This is a genomic window from Streptomyces sp. CT34 (genome assembly GCF_000805335.1).
Classification (GTDB): domain Bacteria; phylum Actinomycetota; class Actinomycetes; order Streptomycetales; family Streptomycetaceae; genus Streptomyces.
Genome location: NZ_KN708638.1, coordinates 4,025,080 through 4,046,164, shown reverse-complemented (window position 1 = coordinate 4,046,164; position 21,085 = coordinate 4,025,080). Strand labels below are relative to the sequence as shown.

The window sequence follows — 21,085 nt, the reverse complement described above, 5'->3', positions numbered from 1 at the left end:
CGGCCGTCACCCCCGCAGGGTGATCCCGTGCTGCTGCGCCAGGATCGCCGCCTGCACCCGGCTGCGCAGATTCAGCTTGGACAGGATCCGGCTGGTATGCGTCTTGACGGTGCCCTCGGCCAGATTCAGCGTCTGGGCGATGGCGCTGTTGGCCAGCCCCCGCCCGATGCAGGCCAGCACCTCCAACTCCCGCTTGGTGAGGGTGTCCAGGGACTGCGCGGCACCGTCCGGCACCGAGGGCCCCGACGACGGCGCCTGGAGCGCGAACTCGGAGATCAGCCGCCGGGCGATCGCCGGGGTGAGGAAGCCCTCCCCGTGTGCCACCTCCCGTACGGCGCCGACCAGGACGGCCGGTTCCGCGTTCTTGAGGATGAAGCCGCCGGCCCCGGCCCGCAGCGCCCCGAAGATGTACTCGTTGAGGTCGAAGGTGGTCAGCACCAGGACCTCCGCCAGCCCGCGCTCGACGATCCTGCGGGTGGCGGCGACACCGTTGAGCAGCGGCATCTGCACGTCCATCAGCACGACGTCGGGCCGCAGTTCGGCGGCCATCCGCACCGCCGCCTCACCGTCGCCGGCCTCTCCGACGACCGTGATGCCCGGGTCGGTCTGGAGGACGAGGACCAGACCGGAGCGCACCGCCGCCTGGTCGTCGGCGACCAGCACCCGGATGTCCGGGCGGCTCTCCTCAGGGGCCACCGCACGCTCCGCCACCGGCTTCTCCACCGCATACTCCACTTCTGCTCACCGTCCAGGAAACTCGGAACTCGGAACTCGGACACACAGGGCTCGGGCACACGCGACTCGGACACACAGGGCTCGGATACACACGACTCGGGCACACACGACTCGGGCACACAGGGCTTCGGGTCGCGCTCCCGCAGGCGCGCTCCCGCAGGACATGCCCGCAGGACATGCCCGCCCAGGACGCCGGCCCCGCCCAGGACGCGAGCCCCGCCCCCCGTCGGCATACAGCGGCCCCCGCCGCCCGCCCGACTCCCGCCCGCCCATCAGGAGTTCTGGCCCAGCGGCAGCACCGCGCGGACCCGCCAGCGCCCGGGGGCCGACCGGTCGGGGCCCGCGTCGAAGACGCCGCCGACGAGCGTGGCGCGCTCGGACATCCCGGCGAGCCCGGCGCCCGCCCCGGCGGTCGCCGGATCCCCGGGGCGCCGCTGCCGGGCGGGCACGTCCGGGCGGGCCAGCGGGCTCTCGACGGAGATGGTCAGCTGCTCGGTCCCGGCCTCGCAGCGGATCCGCACCCGCCCGGCCGCGGCGTGCTTGAGGCAGTTGGTCAGCGCCTCCTGCACGATGCGGTACGCGGTCACCTCGATCACCGACGACACCTCGGGGAAGCTCTCGGGGAATTCGGTGTGCAGCGTCAGCTCGGCCGCCGCGGCGGCCGGCCGGGCCTGTTCGACCAGCGCACCCAGCGCGTTCAGCTGCGGCCGGTCCCAGTCGTCGTCCACCGCCCGGTCGGAGCGCAGCAGCACCACCATGCGCCGCATTTCGGCCAGCCCCTGCACGCTGTTCTCGCGGATCACCGCCAGCGCCCGCAGCACCGGATCCGCCTCGTCCGCCCCGGGCTCCGCCCCGCCGCCTTGGTCCGGCCGGCCGCTGCGGGCCTCCTGGAGGGACAGCACCGCGCTGGAGTGGATGGCGATGGCGCTGAGGTGGTTGGCGACCAGATCGTGCAACTCCCGTGCCATTCGCGTGCGTTCGGTCTGCAGTACGGTCTTGCGGTCCAGCTCCGCCAGCCGGTTGATCTGCGCCGCCCGCTGCCGCTCGGCGTCCGCCTGCTCCTTGTGGTTCCGTATCAACACCCCGGTCCACACCGGGGAGATGAGCAGCAGCGCCACGATCAGCCCGGTGGTCACGCCCTCGGACCGGTCGCCGATGAAGAGGAAGACGACGGTGGCGGCCATGGTCGCCGCGACGGTGCCGAACTGGAGCGCCCGGCACAGCCAGGGCGCCCCGTACAGCGCCGCCGCGTACAGCAGATCGGTGTAGATCAGCACCGGCCCCAGCCCGCCGCTGGCCGCCGCTTCGAGGCTGACGGTGACGGTGCCCACGAGCACCGCGACCACCGGCAGCACACTGCGGAAGGCGGTCGCCGCGCACAGCACCAGCACCGGGAGGACGGCCTGCCATACGGGAATCTCGCCCCCCATCACCCGCGGCCCGCCCAGGACGTACAGAATCAGGCAGCCGGCGAAGAAACCCACCGCCATTCTGAGATCACGGAGCGGTATGGGTGCGCGGATCGGTTGCTTGCTTGCGAAATGGCGTAACCACACACCAGGACACTACTTCCGCGTACGGCCCGTTCCCTTGGCCTGGCTGCCGAATTGGATCGCTGCTCCGTACATCGAAGTATGTAGCCGGACATCAGCAAGAGGGATGAGTCGAAGGCTCCGGAGGGCATGCAAACCTTGGGCTGACTGTACCGATCGATGTAGGCGAAAAAGGGGGAGCAGGAGTCGCCCACCGATTGCAGGCTGCCACTCACCGGTGCGGCCGAGCCACCGCTCAACTGTGGAGGACGGAAAGTACGTGGAAACGAACGCCGCTCTTCTCGATCTTGACCAGGAACTCGTCGACGAGGAACTCCCCGGCCAGGACGTCCCCGATCAAGTCCCCGTCTTCGTGGTCCCCGTGGGCGACGACCCCGAAGGAACCGACCCGCCCACCGGGTCCGGCAGCGAGTTGACCGCCGACTGCTGTCCGGCCCTCAACGGCCACACCCGGGCCACCCTCGACGCCGCGTCCCGCGGCTGGCTGCTCGCCCGGCTCCCCGCCCGGGTCCGCGCCACGATGACCGCCGCCGGCCACTGGGAGCTGTACGGCACCCGCGGCCTGCTGGTCGTGGCCTGCGGCGACGGCGCCCGCCAGATGGGCTTCTCCGTCGAATCCGTGCGCCGCGTACGCCAGGAGACCTCCCCGCTGCACACCCCGTACGAGATCCTCACCGCGCGGGAGTCGCGCGCCGCCGCCGGCCGCCCGGCCGCGGAACGCGAACGCCTCATCACCCGCTTCTGGGTGCGCAAGGACGCCGCCCTCCAGGCCGTCGGCCGCGGCCTCTCCCTCGCCCCCGAGCGCATCGAAGCCGGTTTCCCCGCCGATTCCGGAACGGTCACCGTCCCGGGTCCGTGCGGCAGCGAAATCCCGGTCAGCGTACGCAACTTCACCTTCTGCCCGGCGTACGAGTTCGCGGTGGCCACTCCGGAACCGCACTGTGTCACCCCGGCGTTCGCCTATTCCGTCAGGTAAATTCCCGCGGAGACCGCCCGTTTCCACCCCGGCGGTCCGGGGAATGGGAAACGGGCCGATCCGCGGGCGACTTCCGTCGCCGCGGCCGAATTGCCGTAACCCGCCCGACAGGAGGCCCACCCGGGTGAAAATTCCTCCGTCCGGCCTACGCAATCCTGCCGAAAAGCATATTGACGGGTTACCTGGTGCCTGCCCCCAAGTCGTGGCCGGCAGGATGCCGCGACGCCGCCGGAGCACGCAGGAGGAAGTACCGCCATGCCGTCGCCTCTCGCCGTACGCACCGCCGTCGCACTCCCGTCCGCCCTGCTGACCCTGCTCGCCCTGTTAGCCACCGCCGGCAGCGCGGCAGCGGCGGACCCGCCCCCCACGTCCGGTACCGACTGGGAGAAGGTCGCCGCCTGCGAGAGCAGCGGCGACTGGCACATCAACACCGGCAACGGCTACCACGGCGGCCTGCAGATCTCCCGGTCGACCTGGCGGGCCTACGGCGGCGAACGGTTCGCGCCGCGCGCCGACCTGGCCAGCCGCGAGGAGCAGATCGCCGTAGCCGAGCGCATCGTCCAGGACCGCGGCCTGGGCGCCTGGCCCAACTGCGCCCCGCAGTCCCTCACCCGCGACCGCGACGCGGCGGACCGTGGCCTTCTAGGACGGCCGCTGCGGCTGCGTCTCTGACCGGGCGGGCATGCGCCACCGCGACCCGGCCGGCGCGCTCAAAGGGCCGTCACGGTGAATTCGGTGGTCGGACAGGGTGAACGCGGAAGACCGGCCGCCGGCCAGGCTTGGCGGGCATGAGGTCGGCCGGTAGCAAGACTGCGGGGTTTACCAAGGGGTTTACCAACCGCGAGGGGCAGGACCGCACCGTGAAGAAAATGGCACGCATCAACATTCTGCTCGCAGGGGTCGTCGGCCTGCTGCTGGCCGGGAGCGCGGCGTCACCCGCCATGGCCTGGGGGGACGGACCGGGCGACGCCGACGGCGACACCTACATCAGTTTCGACGCCGGATTCAGCTGCGAGGGCCGCACCAGCAAGATCTGTATCAACGGCCCGGTGAACAGTGGGAACGTGAGGAACGCGCAGAATGTCAGCACCACCGGCAATCCCGGCAGCACCGGCAGCCCGGTGTCCAACAGCGGTTCCAACAACAGCGGTTCCAGCGCCACGGGCTCCCAGGCGGGCAGCGGCAACAAGAGCAGCACATAGGTGAGGGCGGCGCCGGGCCGCAGACCTGACCGAAAGCCGGCCCCGGAGCGATCCGGGGCCGGCTTTCGGTGGGCCGGAGCCCGGTCGGTCAGTGACCTCGGGGAAGGACCTTGAGGATCTTGGAGATGTCGTTGCGGCTGTTCCGCTCGGAACCGGTGGCCGAGTTGAGGCTGTTGGTGGAGCCGGCCGCGGTCTCGATGTTGCCGCTGTTCACCGGGTTCCCGCGGTTGAGGTAGTTGTTGCTGTTCTTGCTGTTTCCGCTGTGCACCGGCCCGTTGACGCACGGGTGCGGCGATTTCACCTTGGGGGATCGGTAGTTGAAGTCGACGAGGTGGTTGTCGCAGAGCACTCCGGACATCATTCCGGTCACCGAGGCGAGATCGGCGCCGGCCACCGCGGACAGCAGCGATCCGTTCGAACCCGTCACCGCGGACAGCAGCGATCCGTTCGGAGGGTTCTGCGCGCTCGCGACTCCGGTGCCGAACAGCACCAGACCGCACACCCCGGCGACCGTTCCCGCCTGCACTAGTCTTTTCACGACGCTCCTTGCCTCGTCAGCCTGCTGTCCGGACGTATCGTGCTGCCGTTGTCGGCCCGTGTCGCCGATAACCCGCAGGGAGCCAAACGCTCGCGGGCCATAAATCAGTCGGGTGGCCCAACCGCCCCGGAGGGCGCGGAGCGCGGGGGCTGACCCCACCCGAAGTCTGCGGCCGTCCTCAGGGTCGACTCCGGTGGGGCCAACGACCCTTGGACCATGACGACTTACACGGGGATCCACGACCGGCGGGCGCTGCTGTCCGGTATGGCCGCGGTCGCGCTGTCCGGCCCGGTCGTCGGCTCAGCGGGCCGCCGTTCCGAGCGCATGCCCGGTGGTCGCGTCCACATGGTCCGGGATCTCCTCGTGCCGGTCGCCGACCGTCATCGTGCCGGTGGGCTCGAAGACCAGGATCGAGGCGCCGGACGGGGAGTGCGGCTTGTGCTCGATGCCCCGGGGGACGGTGAAGACCGAGCCCTGGGGGAGGCGGACCGTCCGCTCCCCGGCGGCCTCGCGCAGCGAGATGAACAGCTCCCCCGCCACCACCAGGAAGAACTCGTCGGTGTCGGTGTGCACATGCCAGAGGTGCTCGCCCCGCACCTTGGCGACCCGTACGTCGTAGTCGTTGACCCGGGCGACGATCCGGGGGCTCCACAGGGCGTCGAAGGAGGCCAGTGCGGCGGCGAGGGCGAGCGGCTCGGTCGCCCGGTCATCTGCGTGATCGTTCATGGCCCGATCCTGTCCCGGCCGCGCAGCCGCCGCGAGTGCTAGGAATCGCATATGCCGCAAGGATCCTCGCAACCGGCCGCCGCCCGCCCGCACCGCGTCGTGGTGATCGTCGACGACAACTCCAACCCCTTCGAACTCGGCTGCGCCACCGAGGTGTTCGGCCTGCGTCGGCCCGAAATCGGCCGGGAGCTCTACGATTTCCGGCTCTGCTCCCCCGAGCCGCGGACCCTGATGCGCGACGGGTTCTTCACCCTCACCGGCGTCGCGGACCTGGCCGCGGCCGACGACGCGGACACCCTGATCGTCCCGAACCGGCCGGACGTCGAGGTGCCCCGCCGCCCCGCCGTGCTCGCTGCCGTCCGCCGGGCGCGGGATCGCGGTGCGCGCCTGGTCGGCTTCTGCAGCGGCGCGTTCACCCTCGCCGAGGCGGGCGTGCTGGACGGCCGCCGGGCCACCGCCCACTGGCAGTGGGCGGACGTCTTCCGGGCCCGCTTCCCCGCCGTCCGGCTGGAGTCCGATGTGCTCTTCGTGGACGACGGCGACATCCTCACCGCGGCGGGCAGCGCCGCGGCGCTCGACCTGGGGCTGTACGTGGTCCGCCGCGATCACGGCGCGGAGATCGCCAACGCGGTCGGCCGCCGGCTGGTCTTCGCCGGCCACCGGGACGGCGGCCAGCGGCAGTTCGTGGAGCGCCCGGTGCCGCGCGTCGCCGACGCCTCCCTGGCCCCGCTCCTGGCCTGGGCCCGGGAACACCTGGACGCCCCGCTCACCGTCCCTGGCCTGGCCGCCCGCGCCACCGTCAGCCCGGCCACCCTCCACCGCCGCTTCCGTGCCCAGCTGGGCACCACCCCGCTGGCCTGGCTGACCGGTGAACGGCTCGCCCTCGCCTGCCGGTTGATCGAACGCGGCGAGTCCCGCCTCGACGTCGTCGCCCGGAAGTGCGGCCTGGGCACGGCGGCCCATCTGCGCGCCCTGATGCGCCGCGAGACCGGACTGACACCGTCCGCGTACCGGCGCCGCTTCGGTCCGCCCGCGGTGCCGGGGCCCGCCGCATGACAACCCCCGCCACCCGCCTTAACCTGGGAAAATGGCCGGTGATCTGGTCACAGTCAGTCTCTGCGGCGATGTGATGCTCGGCCGCGGCGTCGACCAGATCCTGCCGCATCCCGGCGATCCCGAGCTCCGGGAGCCGTACGTGGCGGACGCCCGCTCCTACATCGGGCTGGCCGAGGCGGCGAACGGCCCGATCCCCCGCCCGGTCGCCTTCCCCTGGCCCTGGGGCGACGCGCTGGCGGTCCTCGACGGGGCCGCCCCCGCCGCCCGCGTGATCAACCTGGAGACCAGCGTCACCCGGAGCGACACCTTCGCCCCCGGCCGGCAGATCCACTACCGGATGAACCCCGCCAACCTCCCCTGTCTGGCCGCCGCCCGCCCCGACGTCTGTGTGCTGGCCAACAACCACGTCCTGGACTTCGGCCGTGCCGGGCTGGCGGAGACCCTGGAGAGCCTGGCCGGCGCGGGCCTGCGCGCCGCGGGCGCGGGGGCGAACGCGGCGGCGGCGCGGCACCCGGCCGCGGTCCCCCTCGACGGCCGCCGCCGGCTGCTGACCCTCTCCTTCGGGATGCCGTCCAGCGGCATCCCCCGCACCTGGGCCGCGACCGCGCGGCACGGCGGGGTGCACTTCGTCGCCCGCCCGACGCCCGCCGCCGCCACCGAGCTGGTGGCCCGGCTGGGCGCGGAGCGGCGCCCCGGCGACCTGGCGGTGGCCTCGGTCCACTGGGGTTCCAACTGGGGCTACGAGGTCTCCCGCGAGCAGATCGCCTTCGCCCACACGCTCGTCGACGGCGGTGTGGACATCGTCCACGGCCACTCCGCGCACCACCCCCGCCCCCTGGAGGTCTACCGGGGAAAGCTCGTCCTCCACGGGTGCGGCGACTTCGTCGACGACTACGAGGGCATCACCGGCTTCGAGCGCTACCGCGACGACCTGCGCCCGCTCTACCTCGTCTCCCTGGAGCCCGACACCGGCCGCCTCCACGAGCTGCGGATCGTTCTCTTCCAGGCCCACCGGATGCGCCTGCGGTACGCCGGGCCGGACGACTGCCGGTGGCTGGCGGCCCTCCTCGACCGGATCGGCAACGGCTTCCGGCCCTGCGCCGTCCGTACCGCGGAGGCCGCCCTGACCCTCCGTCCGGCACCGGAGGCGCTGTGACGGCCGCCGGTCCACGGCCTCCGGCCTCCGGCCACCGGCCCCCTGCCGTACGCCGCTACCGTCCGGCCACCGCGGCGGCCAGCGCCAGCACCCGCCGGGCGTCCTCCACATGCAGGTTCTCGATCATCCGCCCGTCGACGGTGACCACGCCCCGCCCCTCCCGCCCGGCGAGCTCGAACGCCTCGATGACCTTGCGCGCGTGGGCGATGTCCTCCTCTGTCGGCGCGAACACCCGGTTGCACGGCTCGACTTGGGACGGATGGATCAGCGTCTTCCCGTCGAAGCCGAACTGCCGTCCCTGGACGCACTCCGCCTCGAACCCCTCGGGGTCCCGCACGTCGTTGTAGACCCCGTCCAGGATCGCCTTCCCGGACTCGCGGGCCGCCAGCAGCGCCAGCGACAGCCCGGTCAGCAGCGGCGCCCGGCCCGGCACGTGTTCCGCGTGCAGCTCCTTCGCCAGGTCGTTGGTGCCCATCACCAGCACCGTGAGCCGCTCGCTCGCCGCGGCCACCGCGCGGGCGTCCAGCATCGCCCGCGGCGTCTCCACCATCGCCCAGATCGCCGTGCGGTCCGGCGCACCGGCCGCCTCCAGCGCCCGCTCGACCTCCAGTACGGTCCGTGCGGACTCCACCTTCGGCACCACCACCGCGTCCGGACCGGCCTCGGCCGCCGCCCGCAGATCATCGGCGTGCCACTCGGTCCCGGGCCCGTTGACCCGGATCGTCACCTCCCGGTGCCCGTACGCGCCCGAGGCGGCGGCCGCCGCGACCCGCTGCCGGGCCTCGGCCTTGGCGTCCGGGGCGACCGCGTCCTCCAGGTCGAGGATCAGCGCGTCGGCCGGCAGCGACCGGGCCTTCTCCAGCGCCCGCTCGTTGGCCCCCGGCATGTACAGCACCGACCGCCGGGCCCGCACACCACCGTGCGCCACCGCGCTCCGCGTCACGTCGCTCACCGCTCCTCACCTGCTGTACTCGCCGTGCCTGCCGCGTCGTACGCTGCCCGCAGCTCCGGGTCCCGCGCCGCGAGCGCCTGCGCCAGCTCCGCCACCACCTGGCACTGCTTGAACGTGGCGTCGTCCTGCATCTTGCCGTCGATCATCACCGCACCGGTGCCGTCGCCCATCGCCGCGATCACCCTGCGCGCCCAGGCGACCTCGTCCGGGGCCGGCGAGAACACCTGCTTCGCGATCCCGATCTGCACCGGATGCAGGCTCCACGCCCCGACGCACCCGAGCAGGAACGCGTTGCGGAACTGGTCCTCGCACCCGACGGTGTCCTTGATGTCCCCGAACGGCCCGTAATACGGCAGGATCCCGTGCGCCGCGCAGGCGTCCACCATCCGCGCGATCGTGTAGTGCCAGAGGTCCTGCTGGAACACGGCGCGCGGCGCGTCCGGGCGCTCCCGGTCCGGGTCCTGGCGCACCAGGTATCCCGGATGCCCGCCGCCGACCCGGGTGGTCTTCATCCGCCGGCTCGCCGCCAGATCGGCCGGCCCCAGCGACATCCCCTGCATCCGGGGGCTGGCCCCGGCGATCTCCTCGACGTTGGCGACACCGGCGGACGTCTCCAGAATGGCGTGCACCAGGATCGGCCGCCGGATCCCGGCCCGCGCCTCCAGCTGGGCGACCAGCCGGTCCACGTAGTGGATGTCCGCGGCGCTCTCCACCTTCGGCACCATGATCACGTCGAGCCGGTCCCCGATCTCGGTGACCAGCGTCAGCAGATCGTCCAACGCCCATGGCGAATCAAGGCTGTTGATCCGCGTCCACAGCTGCGTCTCGCCGAAGTCGACACTCCGGGCGACCTCCACCAGCCCCGCCCGTGCCGCCTCCTTGCGGTCCGCGGCGACCGCGTCCTCCAGATTGCCCAGCAGCACATCGACCGTCGGTGCGATGGCCGGCACCTTGGCCGCCATCTTCGGGTTCCCCGGATCAAAGAAATGGATCATCCGCGACGGCCGGAACGGCACATCCCGCACCGGTTCCGGTGCCCCGACCGCCAACGGGCGAAAGAAGTCCTTCGGAGAGCGCATCCACATCTCCCAACTCGGATCGGCATCCCGGCCGCCCCCACCCGCCATCCGCGACGGCGACCGCCGGGGTCACTCTAGGTCCGCGACCGCCCGATATTACCGGGCAGTACGTGTGCCCTTGATCACGCAGTGCGAGAGCCCCGGTCGCCGCGGCGCCGCCCCGCGCACACCGGCCGCTGGAACAGCGCCCCGGACCGCCGGTGCGGCAGGTCCACGATGCGCACCGGCTCGAAGCCCACCGAGCGGTAGTAGCGGTGCAGCCCGGGGTTGTCCTTCCAGGCGTCCAGCCGCAGATACCCCTTCCCGGCCGCCGCCGCCCGGTCCGCGGCCCAGTCCAGCAGCGCGGCCCCGAGCCCTTCGCCCGCGGCCCGCCGGCTCACCGTCATCCGGTGGACGTAGAGCGCCGCGTCCGGCCGGTCGGCGGCGCCCCAGAACTCCGGATCGGCGAAACCGTCGAGCTGGAACGTCCCCACGGGGCGCTGCCGCCGCAGCGCGAGGAACACCTCGCCGCGCCGCACCGCCGCGGTGATCAGGTCGCGGCGCGGCGGATACCGCCACTGGTCGATTCCCCGTGCGGCAAGCCACGTTGCGGCCTCCGTGAACAACTCCTCCACCGCCGCGCGCTCGTCGGGCCGGGCGGCCCTGATCTCCGGATCGCTCATCTCTCCCCGTTCCGGCCCCGGTTGCGGGTGCCCTCCATCCATCGGCCCACGGGCCCGTTTCCTTCCCCGGACTCGGCCGTTGGCCCCGGTACGAAATGTTCGCTCTCCTCACGAAGGGACCATGATGCGTCTGTTCCGCCCGATCACCCTCGGTCTCACCGGGTTCGCACTTGCCGTGACCCTCCCCGCGAGCGCGGCGCACGCCGCCGGCGGGGAGTTCGGCTGGGTGGGGCCCGGAGGCAAGCCGTACTACGTCCGGAACCTGCCGGACAAGAAGTGCCTCGACATGCGCCAGGTGTCCCGCGGCGCCCGCAACGGGACGAAGCAGCCGCTGAGCGTCTACGCCGGCAAGCACTGCAAGGGAGCGGCGACCCGTCTCGCCCCGGGCGCGTCGGCCCCCTCCGGCAAGCGCTTCGCCAGCGTCGTCCTCAACCCGAGCTAGGCCGACGAAGTCCGGGCCGCCCCGTCCGCGGGTCCGGGTCGTCCGGGTGGGCCAGCCCGGTCCGGTAGGCGAGGACCACGAGCTGCGCCCGGTCGCGGGCGCCGAGCTTGGCCATGGCACGGTTGACATGGGTCTTGGCGGTGAGCGGCGTGACGAAGAGCAGCTCGGCGATCTCGTCGTTGGACAGGCCCGCGGCGACCAGGGCGACGACCTCTTCCTCCCGCGGTGTGAGCGCGGCGAGCCCCGGCGGCGCGGTACGGCCGCGCGGCGCCGGCTGGGCGAGGAAGCGGGCGATCAGGGCCTTGGTGGCGTGCGGCGACAGCAGGGCGTCGCCGGCCGCGACGACCCGGATGGCGTCCAGGAGTTCCTCGGGATCGATGCCCTTGCCGAGGAAGCCGCTGGCACCGGCGCGGAGCGCCTCGGCGACGTACTCCTCGTTCTCGAAGGTGGTCAGGATCAGGACCTTCACGCCCGCGAGGTCCTCGTCCGCGGTGATCAGCCCGGTCGCGGCGATCCCGTCGAGGTCGGGCATCCGGATGTCCATCAGCACGAGGTCGGCGCGCCGGCTGCGGGCGAGCGCGACGGCCTCGCGCCCGGTGGCCGCCTCGGCGACGACCTCCATGCCGGGGGTGGAGTCGATCAGCATCCGGAAGGTGCCGCGCAGCAGCGCCTGGTCGTCGGCGAGCAGCACGCGGATCGTCATGGTCAGCCCTTTCGGCCGGTGTGCAGCGGCAGTTCGGCGTGCAGGCGGAAGCCCCCGCCGGGGCGCGGCCCCGCGGTGAGGGTGCCGCCGGCGGCCTTGGCGCGCTCGGCCATGCCGATCATCCCGTGCCCGGTCCCGGCGCCGGGACCGGGCTGCGCACCGCCACCGGCACGGCCGTCGTCCTCGACGGTGAGATGCAGGACGCCGGTGCGGTAGTCCAGGCGGACCCGCGCCGCCACCGGGCCGGCGTGCTTGCGGGTGTTGGTGAGGGCCTCCTGGACGATCCGGTAGGCCGCCAGGCCGGTGATCGACGCCGGCTCGGCGGGGTCGCCGGTGCGCTCCAGGGTGACGTCGAGCCCGCTGTGCCGGAACGAGGCCAGCAGCGCGTCGAGACCGGCGAGGCCGGGTGCCGGCTCGCGGGGCGCGTCCGGGGACTCGCCGTGCCGCAGCAGCCCCACGGTGGTGCGCAGTTCGTCCAGGGCCGTCCGGCTGGTGTCCCGGATCCGTTCCAGTGCCTGGTAGGCGTGGTCGGGGTCGGACCGCATCAGGTGGTGGGCCACGCCCGCCTGGGCGTTGACCAGGGTGATGTGGTGGGCGACGACGTCGTGCAGCTCCCGGGCGATGCGCAGCCGCTCCTCGGTGACCCGGCGGCAGGCCTCCGCCTCCCGCGTGCGCTCGGCGCGGTCGGCGCGCTCCACGGCGGCGGCGAGCAGCCGGCGGCCGGAGCGCACCGCGTCGCCGCTGGCCACCGCCAGGCCCATGCCGGCGAGCACCGCCAGGTACTGCCAGAGGTTGTCCGGGCCCGGGCGCCGGATCACCGATACGGCGAGCAGCACCGCGGTGGCGCCGGCGCCGATGCGCCACGCCGTACGCCGCTCGGTGCGCACCGCCACCGTGTAGAGCGCGACCCCGGTGGCGGCGGGCGACGGCCCCGGGAAGGCGAGGAGGGCGAGCTGGGCGACGTCGGCGGCCAGGGTCGCCGCGACCACGGGGAACGGCCACCGGCTGCGGACGAGCAGCGGCAGGCAGGCCAGCGCCAGGCCGCCGAGGTACCAGGCGGCCGGCGACCGGTGGTAGTACGCGGTGACCACCGCCACCGGACTGGACAGGCCGAAGCAGAGCCCCGCGCCCACCAAGTCCGTCATCCAGGGCCGGGCCCCCGCCCGCCCGGTCCGATCGCTCAACCGCACTCCTCACCGCACTCCCTCACCGTACGCATCCCGCTGTGGACCTGCGGCGCAGCCGTTGCGGCCGGCTACCTCTCCACGGTGATCGCGAGCGCCGGGCAGCTGGCGGCGGCCTCCTCGACCTCGACCAGCCGCGCGTCGGACGGGTCGGGGTCGAGCAGGACGACGACGCCGTCCTCGTCGCGCTGGTCGAAGACATCGTCCGCCGCCAGCACGCACTGCCCGGCGCCGACGCACCGGTCCTCGTCGATGGTGACCTTCACAGGGATCCTCCGTACGGGATGGTGGGATGTTCCGGGGGTGTGGTGTGCTGCCGCGCCGTTGTCGCGCTCACCAGGTCACCGGCAGCTCGTGGACGCCGTAGACGAGCATGTCGTCGCGCATCGGCACGTCCTCCACCGGCACCGCCGGCCGCAGGTCCGGGAACCGTGCGAACAGGGCGGACAGCGCGGCCTTCATCTCCACCCGCGCCAGCTGCTGCCCCAGGCACTGGTGGACGCCGTGCCCGAAGGCGAGGTGCGAACGGCTCGTCCGGCCGACGTCCAACTGCTCGGGCTCGTCCGGGAATTGGTCCGCATCGCGGTTGCCGGACGACAGCACGGCGACCACCAGGCTGCCCGCCGGGATCCGCCGGCCGCCCAGCTCCACATCCTCCAGCGCCGTGCGCCGCACGCCGTACTGCACGACGGTGAGGTAGCGCAGCAGCTCCTCGACGGCGCCGTCCATCAGCGACGGGTCGGCGCGCAGCGCGGCCAGCTGCCCGGGGTTGCGCAGCAGGCACAGGGTGCCCAGCGCGATCATGTTGGCGGTCGTCTCGTGTCCGGCGATCAGCAACAGCCCGCCGACACCGGCCAGTTCGTCATCCGTCAGCTCGCCCGACCGCACCAGCCCGCTGAGGATGTCGTCACCGGGCTCGGCCCGCTTGTCGGCCGCCAGCCGATGGAAGTACGCGTTCATCGCCGCCTGCGCCTGCCGCACCTCCTCGGGGCCCGCGTCGAGCCGGACCAGCGTGGCCGAGTTCCGCTGGAACTCCTCCCGGTCGGCGTACGGCACCCCGAGCAGCTCGCAGATCACCAGGGACGGGATCGGCAGCGCAAAGGTCTGTACCAGGTCGACCGGGCCTCCGGCTGCGGCCATCGCGTCCAGGTGCTCGGCCACGATCCGCTCCACGGCGGGGGCCAGCTGCCGCATCCGGCGCACCGTGAACTGCCCGGTCAGCAGCCGGCGGAACCGGGTGTGCTCCGGCGCGTCCATCATGATGAACATGCCCGGCGCGGGCGGCGGCGCCGGCGCGTCCGCCGGGGGCCCGCCGGTCCGCAACTGCCGCCGGCGGGCGCTGAACCGCGGGTCGGCGAGCACCGCCCGTACGTCCGCGTACCGGCTGCCCAGCCAGCCGGTCGCGCCGTCGGGCAGGGTCACCTCGGCGACCGGGGCCTCGTCCCGCAGCGTGCGGTACTCCGCCGGCGGGTCGAACGGGCAGGTCCGTGTCACCGGCTGCCTCTCGGTGACGTGGGGCATCTGGCTCACGCAGCGGTCCTTTCGCGACGAACGACTGAAGACACGGGAGATACGGAAGACACAGGAGATACGAAAGACATGGGAGATACGGAAGACACGGGAGATACGGAAGATCTCGGCGCTCGGGGCCCTTTCCCGGCGGACGCCGTCCGCTCCGGCCCCCGGCCCTTTCCACCGTGCCGTCCGCCCGGTCCGCCGTCGTCGCCCACCCGCAGACACTTCGTCTGCCGCGGACGCAGTACCCGGCCGGTGCCCGTACCGCACCCGCAGCACCGCGCAGACCGCCAGGCCCCCGCCACGCCCCCCGGCCGCCCAACGGCCCGCCGCACAAGATCGGTTCACGTAGGATCACTTGGCCGTAATTCGTCATGACCGCGCTCCATCAGGGGGAACCCATGCGCCGACGCATATCCGCACTCGCCCTCACCGCCGCCATGGCCGGTGGCGTCCTGCTCACCGCACTGCCCGCCCAGGCGGTCCCCGTCACCGGCGTGCACGCCATGGACTCCGGCAGCACCCAGGTGGCCATCGGCCGGCTGCGCCAGCAGTCCGAGCGGCTGAAGGCCGAGGCCGACCGCCTCGACGGCGCGGGTGACCACGCGGGTGCCGACCGGGACCGCGCCCAGGCCCACGCCATCGACGAGAAGATCCAGGCCCTCCTCGACGCCGAGCACAACAACGGCCCTATCGGGGGCTGGAGTTCGGTCTCGGGCTGACAAGTCGGCCCGACCGCAACGGCGTTCACCCGTCGGCCACCCATCGGGCATACCCGGCAGGTGAGTTGCCGTCCACGCCGGCCCCGCGCAGGTGTCCCCGCCGTTGCCGGCGGGGACCACGCGGGTGTCCGGGTGCTCAGTCGAGCCCCTCCACGACCCGGACGTCCCGCACGGCGCCGCCGCCCAGCACTGCGACGGCCCGCTGGTAGTCCTCGCTCTCGTAGGCCGCGATCGCGGCGTCGTAGCTGGGGAACTCGACCAGGACCGTGCGTTCGGGCACCCCCGCCTCGAACGCGGTCACCCGGCCGCCCCGGGCCAGAATCCGGCCGCCGGCCGCCTCCAGCGCGGGCTTCGCCAGCTTCCCGTACGCGGCGAGCTTGTCCGGGTCGCTCACCGACCGGTACGTCCCGACCAGATATCCCTTTGCCATTCCGATTTCTCCTCGATCTCTTTCTCGATCTCTTTGTCCCTCAGGGAATTCCCCCCGAGCCGGACACCTTTCGTCGCGGTCAGGAAGGGGCCGCCAGACCCCGAACCCGCTCCCGCAACAGCTGTTTCCGCACCTTGTCGGTGGTGTTTTTCGGCAGTTCCCCGAAAAACGCGGTTCCCCGAAAAACACCGTCTTCGGTGCCTTGAAGTGGGCGAGCCGCCCGCGAACGTGCTCGATGATGTCCTCCCCCGTGGCGATCGCCCCCTTGTGCAGGTGCCGTATGCCGCCGGGGTCTCGCCCCCTCGCTCGTCCGGGATCGCGATCACGGCGGCCTCGCGGACCGCCGGGTGATCCATGATGACCCCGCGAGCACCGCGGTCGGCGCCGCGGTACTCCACCACGCCGCCGTCCCGGAATGGCCGAACGGCGACCGGGCGACCAGCAGACCGGACAGCGCGATGCCGGCGCCCGCGCCCGCGAACGTCCATCCCTCGGCGGTCGCACCCGGCATCGTCAGCAGCGAGTTGACCGCGATGACGAACACCACCGCGCCGGCCACCCCGGACAGCGCGCGCAGCAGGAACCACCCACCGAGATCCGTGGTGAGCGGCATACCCGCCCAGGTGACCACCAGCGCGACCAGGCAGGCACGCGGCATCGTCCGGGACCGGAAGGCCACCGGAGCGAGCGCGGTCAGCAGTGCGCCGAGGAAGTAGCCGACGTAGTTCGCCGTGGCCACCAACGCACCGGCACGCGCGGAGAGTTCGGCCCGGGCCTGCATCGTCGGCAGAATGGGGGTGTGGACGAACCGGCCCACCCCCGGACTCACCGCCGGCGCACAGGCACCGCGCCCGATGCCGAGTGTGCTGTTCGACGGCGACCGGGTGTGCGGTGCTGCGTTCATCGGTGTGCCTCCCCCTCGCGGCAAGACGAACGTAGTCAGACCGTTCGAATTTGAGAAATGCCTGGTGTGCCCTGGCCATGCTCCTGAGTCATCGATGTCGAGCTGCGTCATCTGCGCGCGTTCGTCGAGGTGGCTCGACAGCAGTCGTTCACCCGTGCCGCCGAGAAACTGACCATCACCCAGCCGGCGTTGACCCGCGCCATCAAGCAGTTGGAGACCGCGCTGCGGGTGCGGTTGTTCAACCGGAGCTCCCGGCACGTGGAACTGACCAACGTGGGCCACTCCTTTCTCGCGCAGGTGGAACGGGTGCTCAACGAGCTGGACCGGGCGATGAACGCGTTGGGCGAACAGGTCAGCACCCGACATCGCGCTGCTGCTGGTGATACGAGCGGTGATGGGCACCGCCAACGCGTTCATCTCGCCGCTCCTGCTGTCCGGGCTGGCCGACATGGTTCCCCCGCAGCGGCTGAGCCGGTCCCTGGGGCTGCTGGCCAGTTGCCAGGCCGCCGGGCAGTCGCTCTCGCCGCTGCTCGGTGGGGCGGCCGCGGCGGCGAACTGGCGCTGGGCGTTCGTCGGTGTCGCCGCAGCGGCCGAGCTGCTCGTGCTGGCACCCCCACCCGGCGGTGCCCGGCCGGGCGCAGGCCCCGCGCCTGCGCCCGCTGGTGAACATGCGCATGGGCCTGCTGTCGGTGGCCGCGTTCGTCAGCTACTTCGGCGCGGCCGGGCTGCCGTTCCTCGTCTCCCTGCACGCCGAGGAGCACCTCGGCATCCGCCCCGACCTCACCGGGGTCGCGCTGCTGGGCTTCGGCCTGACCGGCCTGCTGCTGGGCGCGAGTTGGGGTTCGCTCGGTGACCGCTTCGGCGCGCGCCGCTGCGGTGCGATCGCCGCCGCGCTGGGACGTCGTTGTGCGGGAGACCGAGGAGTGGGCCGGACAGGGGCGGTCCGCGGTCCCACCGACTTCCCGGCCCGGTTCGGTGCCCTGACTATGCTGGCCACCGCGCGGTGTGTGCGAGACAGTTGCGCCACTCCGGTTGTTCATGGGAGAGGGTGAGGGCGTGGCCAAGCCTGTACGTGCGGCTGTTGGGAATGTGTGGGTCACATGCACGTTCTGTCAGGGCGATCTGTTTCGGGACCGTGAGGTGAAACTCAACAGCTCCGGCATGGAGTTCATGAACTTCGGCTGGGCGAACGAGTCGGCGACCGGGCTGATCTGCTGGAGCTGCGGCTATGTGCACCTGTTCGTGAACAGAGATCTCGAACTGTACAAAGTGAAGAAGAGCAAGGGGTGACGTAGGTTCCCCTCGCAAGCGGTCGGCGAGCGCGGGTCCTGCCGACGGACGTTCGGGGAGCACGTCGATTATTACCCGGCCAACGATGCGCGGTGTCTGCGACGGAGTGCGTTCGCGGTCCGCAGCGCGGACCGCGACCAGATGAACTCCCTTGCCAGGAGCCCGTTTTGCATCCGTAATCTCACGACACCTCAGGCGCAGGTGACCCACGTCGCAGAAATTACGTCTCGCTGTTCGAGAGGACTGACTCCCAAACTGCCTGGCTCGGTACGGGGGTTCGCGAGAATTACGCCTCGGCCGGCAGCTGGGGCTGGTGGAGGGCCCGGTGGCCCGAGAACGGCCTGGACGACAACCAGGGCCCAGGTCGCCGACCTGGGCCTTCGCCATGGAGCGGGTGACGGGAATCGAACCCGCGCTCCGAGCTTGGAGGTCAGGGGGCTTCCGGATGCCTGGCGCCGCCCTGAACCGCGAAGACGCCGCGTCTGGCGTAGCGGCACCCACCGGAATCCCTGCCCCTTGGTGACCGTTGCCTGCCGGTCCCTCTGGCACGACCACGACACCGGGCACGGCGGGCGAGGGGCCCCTGGGCTGGAGCATTTCCGCAGACGAAGGAGCGTTTCCCGCCATGGACACCGCGGCCGACGGGATGCGGACTGCCTGCGTGAAGGACTCTCCCTACCGGGCGTAGGCATGACATGTAGGGCCGTAGCCCCCGCTTCAGGGGTGGGATCGAATCCTTGCCGGGCGGTGCCCGACGCTGCCGCGTGGTGCCGTTCTGCCTGACCAGCGCCGGGCGGCTTCGTGCTCGATCCGGCTCGTGACACCCGGTGCCGGACCGTCCGCCCACGCTTCCAGTGCCTCCGACCAGCGCCGCTCCTGCCAAGGACGGGAGCATAAGGACGGGAGCATTGAGTGCGCCTGACGATGACTTGGGTTTGGCGCGAGCGCGTCCTGCCGTGCATCCGCCTTTCGCGCAGTAACATCGCGTTTGTACCTATTTGGTCGTTTTGTGAAAGTGGCGCTGGGCCGACCGGGCGCACCATTGAACGACGTGCCCCTGGGCGGAGGCCATGAAGATGATCTCCCACGACGAGGCCGCAGCAGGACTGTCGCATGCGGTCTCCTCCACCAGCGCCAAGGATGACGTGACCCCCGTCGCCGCCGTGGTGCGGTCCACCCGGACCCGGCCGCTTGCGCCTGCGCGCTTGCTGGCAGACGCGGTCACCCGGGCCGGGCTCTGGCAGCGGCTCGCCGAGCGCGCGGCCGGTGATCCGGGCGGGTTGGCGGTGATGCTGACGCCGGGGGCATCCGCGTACGGCGATCCGACGACCGCAGTCAGTGCCGTGCTCGTGGAGCAGCTGATCGACCTGCTGTGTGACAGGGGCTACCGGAACATCACCGTCGGCGCTTCCCGCTGCGGTCCGGACGTGTGGCTTGAGGGCCCCGGGCTCCTTCAGACCTGTCGCCGGCTCGGCTACCGCGGACGTACCCAACGGGGCAACGCCTACCGGATCGTGGACCTGTCCGAGGACATCGAGCCGGCCGGGTTTCCCGCTTCCAGTGTGCTGCACGGCAGCGGAATGGCGCGTACCTGGCTGGCGGCGGACTTCCGCATCAACATCGCGAAGAACAGCACCCACCCGGAGTTCGGGTACGCCCTCTGCCTGGCCAATCTGTTGGGCGTGCTGCCGCACGTCGACAAGCACCACCACTACCGGGCACGGCGCGACGGCGGCGAGGTCATCGTGGATCTGCTGCGTACCTACGCACCGGACTTCCACATCATCGACGCGGTGGTGAGCAGTCACGGGTGTGCCGGATCGTACGTGGGCAAGCCGCTGGGAACGGGGACGGTCATCGCCGCACCGGACGGGGCGCTGGCGGACATGGTCGGCGCACTGCTGATGCACGTCGACCCCATCTCGTCGCCGCTCAACGCGCGGGTACTCCGCGACCGCGGGCTGCCGGACGGCTATCACCTCGACGGAGACCTGACGCCGTACCAAGGGTGGCGCAACCCGCCGAGAGCCCTGGTCGAGGCGGTGCGCCGACTCGCCCCGGACGGCCGGGTGCACCGGCTGTTCAGCATTGCCTCCTGGCAGGTGACCCCGGGCACCGCGGAGGTCACCGATCCAGCGCTGGCACGGCTGTCGCGCCTGCTCACCGCGCTGATCCGCGTCGCGGACGAGAACCCGGCGGCGTCCGCCGCCCTCTGCACGGTGATCGGGGCAGCCGCATCCGCGTCCTCCACCGTACGCGCGTGGCGTACCGGGTACGGCAAGGAGAAGATCCGGCGCCGGGACGTCTCCCTCGCCATCGACCCGGAGGCCTACAGCCACGGTGACTTCGACCGGATCAACGGTCTCCTCCAGCCGTTGGAGGAAGTGATCGACGCGCTGCCCGCGGACGCCTGGCTGATGCGGTGGCATCACCTGGGCAACTCGGTCCTCTTCGGATGCGAACGCACCATCAACGCGCCGTACGTGGAGTTCGTGCGCCGGGTGGATATCAGCCAGTCCATCAGCTACATGACCGACTACCTGGGCGGACGGCTCCATGTGGTGTCCCGCGATACGCAGGGGCGGCCCACCCGCCAGATCGAACGCAACCTGTATCTGGCACAGCCGAACTACGTGGCGTTCTACGGCGGCCCGCCCATCGATGTCTGCAAGCTTGAGTCGATCAGCTACGCGGAGCGATCGCAGCGGATCGCCTGGCGCACGGTGCACAGTCCGAACGGCTCCGCCGAGTACGACGACGGTTCGGTGGGTTTCCTCCCCGCCGACGGCGGAAACCGGACCCGGATCGTGGTCCGGGTGCGCCAGCGGTTCACGCTGCCGCTGACCTGGCAGGTGTTCCGTCCCGAAACCCGGCCGAAGCTCAGGGATCCGCTGGTGCAGGACTCCTACCGGCGGTTCTTCACCCGCACGCTCGACAACTTCGAGGCGGAGTACGAGGGGCGGCCTTTCCGGATCGGCCGCGCCTGGGAGGAGGTTGACGACATGCTGGCCGCCGAGTTGCCGACCCAGCGCCTGACCGAGGCCGCCCGGTTTGTACGCAACGTCGCCTCGCAGGCCTTGGCCGTGTCGAGACTGCCGGGACGGCTGGGGCCGGACGGCTTCTGGCATGTTGCGCCCGGTGACGTCCCGTCCCGTTTCGGGCTGCTGGAGGAACTCCGGGAAGAGCTGCGGCCCGCGGTCACCGGTTTCTGGCAGGGGCTGCGCGAAGCCGTGGCCCGGGACAGGCGATTGAGGTAGCCA

Annotated in this window: 25 protein-coding genes; 11 read left to right on the top strand and 14 right to left on the bottom strand. The window is 71.8% G+C overall.

What is annotated here, in order from left to right; translation table 11 throughout:
- Nucleotides 1–6: 6 nt before the first annotated feature.
- Together RZ84_RS17690 and RZ84_RS42330 are read right to left on the bottom strand one after the other, a co-directional pair.
- Nucleotides 7–696, bottom strand: coding sequence for a response regulator (locus RZ84_RS17690; protein WP_043270167.1), 690 nt, complete (start codon nt 694–696; stop codon nt 7–9).
- Between the two features lie 311 nt (nt 697–1,007).
- On the bottom strand, nt 1,008–2,225 hold the full coding sequence (locus RZ84_RS42330) for a sensor histidine kinase (RefSeq protein ID WP_052229997.1): 1,218 nt from the start codon (nt 2,223–2,225) through the stop codon (nt 1,008–1,010).
- 322 nt (nt 2,226–2,547) lie between these two features.
- Between RZ84_RS42330 and RZ84_RS35085 the strand changes: the two genes are divergently transcribed.
- From RZ84_RS35085 to RZ84_RS17670, 3 genes are all read left to right on the top strand, one after another.
- The gene (locus RZ84_RS35085; protein ID WP_157878854.1) at nt 2,548–3,264 is read left to right on the top strand and encodes a 4'-phosphopantetheinyl transferase family protein; all 717 of its coding nucleotides are present in this window, start codon (nt 2,548–2,550) and stop codon (nt 3,262–3,264) included.
- A gap of 255 nt (nt 3,265–3,519) precedes the next feature.
- Entirely contained in the window at nt 3,520–3,936 is a 417-nt protein-coding gene (locus RZ84_RS42325) for a transglycosylase family protein (RefSeq protein ID WP_078893881.1), read from the top strand.
- A 197-nt stretch (nt 3,937–4,133) separates the two neighbouring features.
- Nucleotides 4,134–4,466: a hypothetical protein gene (locus RZ84_RS17670; RefSeq protein WP_241777750.1), complete on the top strand. Its 333-nt coding sequence runs from the start codon at nt 4,134–4,136 to the stop codon at nt 4,464–4,466.
- Between the two features lie 88 nt (nt 4,467–4,554).
- Here RZ84_RS17670 and RZ84_RS17665 read toward each other — a convergent pair whose 3' ends face one another.
- Nucleotides 4,555–5,004, bottom strand: coding sequence for a hypothetical protein (locus RZ84_RS17665; RefSeq protein WP_241777749.1), 450 nt, complete (start codon nt 5,002–5,004; stop codon nt 4,555–4,557).
- A 300-nt stretch (nt 5,005–5,304) separates the two neighbouring features.
- Complete coding sequence (locus RZ84_RS17660) at nt 5,305–5,730, bottom strand: cupin domain-containing protein (protein ID WP_043265111.1); 426 nt, start codon at nt 5,728–5,730, stop codon at nt 5,305–5,307.
- 51 nt (nt 5,731–5,781) lie between these two features.
- Between RZ84_RS17660 and RZ84_RS17655 the strand changes: the two genes are divergently transcribed.
- Nucleotides 5,782–6,786, top strand: coding sequence for a GlxA family transcriptional regulator (locus RZ84_RS17655; RefSeq protein WP_043265110.1), 1,005 nt, complete (start codon nt 5,782–5,784; stop codon nt 6,784–6,786).
- A gap of 31 nt (nt 6,787–6,817) precedes the next feature.
- Complete coding sequence (locus RZ84_RS17650) at nt 6,818–7,942, top strand: CapA family protein (protein ID WP_043265109.1); 1,125 nt, start codon at nt 6,818–6,820, stop codon at nt 7,940–7,942.
- A gap of 55 nt (nt 7,943–7,997) precedes the next feature.
- Here RZ84_RS17650 and RZ84_RS17645 read toward each other — a convergent pair whose 3' ends face one another.
- The 3 genes from RZ84_RS17645 to RZ84_RS17635 all read right to left on the bottom strand — a co-directional run bounded on the left by RZ84_RS17645 (nt 7,998) and on the right by RZ84_RS17635 (nt 10,635).
- The gene (locus RZ84_RS17645) at nt 7,998–8,870 is read right to left on the bottom strand and encodes an HpcH/HpaI aldolase/citrate lyase family protein (RefSeq protein ID WP_277816907.1); all 873 of its coding nucleotides are present in this window, start codon (nt 8,868–8,870) and stop codon (nt 7,998–8,000) included.
- A gap of 20 nt (nt 8,871–8,890) precedes the next feature.
- Nucleotides 8,891–9,973 carry an HpcH/HpaI aldolase/citrate lyase family protein gene (locus RZ84_RS17640; RefSeq protein ID WP_043270157.1) on the bottom strand — a complete coding sequence of 361 codons (1,083 nt, stop codon included), beginning with the start codon at nt 9,971–9,973 and terminating at the stop codon, nt 8,891–8,893.
- Nucleotides 9,974–10,095: 122 nt separating this feature from the next.
- Complete coding sequence (locus RZ84_RS17635) at nt 10,096–10,635, bottom strand: GNAT family N-acetyltransferase (RefSeq protein ID WP_052229995.1); 540 nt, start codon at nt 10,633–10,635, stop codon at nt 10,096–10,098.
- 121 nt (nt 10,636–10,756) lie between these two features.
- On the opposite strand from RZ84_RS17635, the gene RZ84_RS17630 reads away from it, so the two are divergent.
- Entirely contained in the window at nt 10,757–11,077 is a 321-nt protein-coding gene (locus RZ84_RS17630) for a hypothetical protein (protein ID WP_052229994.1), read from the top strand.
- On the opposite strand, the gene RZ84_RS17625 is transcribed toward RZ84_RS17630, so the two are convergent.
- The 4 genes from RZ84_RS17625 to RZ84_RS17610 form a co-directional block, all read right to left on the bottom strand.
- Nucleotides 11,064–11,780, bottom strand: a complete 717-nt coding sequence (locus tag RZ84_RS17625; protein WP_052229993.1) for a response regulator transcription factor — start codon at nt 11,778–11,780, stop codon at nt 11,064–11,066. The genes RZ84_RS17630 and RZ84_RS17625 overlap by 14 nt on opposite strands.
- 2 nt (nt 11,781–11,782) lie before the next feature.
- Nucleotides 11,783–12,964: a sensor histidine kinase gene (locus RZ84_RS17620; RefSeq protein WP_241777748.1), complete on the bottom strand. Its 1,182-nt coding sequence runs from the start codon at nt 12,962–12,964 to the stop codon at nt 11,783–11,785.
- A 71-nt stretch (nt 12,965–13,035) separates the two neighbouring features.
- Nucleotides 13,036–13,230, bottom strand: a complete 195-nt coding sequence (locus RZ84_RS17615) for a ferredoxin (protein ID WP_043265107.1) — start codon at nt 13,228–13,230, stop codon at nt 13,036–13,038.
- A 67-nt stretch (nt 13,231–13,297) separates the two neighbouring features.
- Complete coding sequence (locus RZ84_RS17610) at nt 13,298–14,485, bottom strand: cytochrome P450 (RefSeq protein ID WP_043265106.1); 1,188 nt, start codon at nt 14,483–14,485, stop codon at nt 13,298–13,300.
- 395 nt (nt 14,486–14,880) lie between these two features.
- Between RZ84_RS17610 and RZ84_RS17605 the strand changes: the two genes are divergently transcribed.
- A complete protein-coding gene (locus RZ84_RS17605; protein ID WP_157878853.1) occupies nt 14,881–15,201 on the top strand; it encodes a hypothetical protein in 321 nt (106 codons plus the stop codon).
- Nucleotides 15,202–15,337: 136 nt separating this feature from the next.
- Here RZ84_RS17605 and RZ84_RS17600 read toward each other — a convergent pair whose 3' ends face one another.
- Genes RZ84_RS17600 through RZ84_RS39790 form a run of 3 tightly spaced genes read right to left on the bottom strand, consistent with a single transcriptional unit; the run spans nt 15,338 to nt 16,535 of the window.
- A complete protein-coding gene (locus RZ84_RS17600; RefSeq protein WP_043265104.1) occupies nt 15,338–15,631 on the bottom strand; it encodes a DUF1330 domain-containing protein in 294 nt (97 codons plus the stop codon).
- On the bottom strand, nt 15,592–15,987 hold the full coding sequence (locus RZ84_RS39795; protein WP_198540003.1) for an AMP-binding enzyme: 396 nt from the start codon (nt 15,985–15,987) through the stop codon (nt 15,592–15,594). The genes RZ84_RS17600 and RZ84_RS39795 overlap by 40 nt, the downstream gene beginning before the upstream one ends.
- Nucleotides 15,954–16,535 (bottom strand): YbfB/YjiJ family MFS transporter, encoded by a 582-nt coding sequence (locus RZ84_RS39790; RefSeq protein WP_198540002.1) that lies wholly within the window; start codon nt 16,533–16,535, stop codon nt 15,954–15,956. The genes RZ84_RS39795 and RZ84_RS39790 overlap by 34 nt, the downstream gene beginning before the upstream one ends.
- A gap of 90 nt (nt 16,536–16,625) precedes the next feature.
- On the opposite strand from RZ84_RS39790, the gene RZ84_RS41290 reads away from it, so the two are divergent.
- The 4 genes from RZ84_RS41290 to RZ84_RS17580 all read left to right on the top strand — a co-directional run bounded on the left by RZ84_RS41290 (nt 16,626) and on the right by RZ84_RS17580 (nt 21,082).
- Entirely contained in the window at nt 16,626–17,201 is a 576-nt protein-coding gene (locus RZ84_RS41290; protein ID WP_347232808.1) for a LysR family transcriptional regulator, read from the top strand.
- A complete protein-coding gene (locus tag RZ84_RS41285) occupies nt 17,111–17,587 on the top strand; it encodes an MFS transporter (RefSeq protein WP_241778124.1) in 477 nt (158 codons plus the stop codon). The genes RZ84_RS41290 and RZ84_RS41285 overlap by 91 nt, the downstream gene beginning before the upstream one ends.
- A gap of 88 nt (nt 17,588–17,675) precedes the next feature.
- Nucleotides 17,676–17,825 carry a hypothetical protein gene (locus RZ84_RS41280; RefSeq protein WP_241777746.1) on the top strand — a complete coding sequence of 50 codons (150 nt, stop codon included), beginning with the start codon at nt 17,676–17,678 and terminating at the stop codon, nt 17,823–17,825.
- Nucleotides 17,826–18,895: 1,070 nt separating this feature from the next.
- On the top strand, nt 18,896–21,082 hold the full coding sequence (locus tag RZ84_RS17580) for a DUF362 domain-containing protein (RefSeq protein WP_043265102.1): 2,187 nt from the start codon (nt 18,896–18,898) through the stop codon (nt 21,080–21,082).
- The last annotated feature ends 3 nt before the right edge of the window (nt 21,083–21,085 follow it).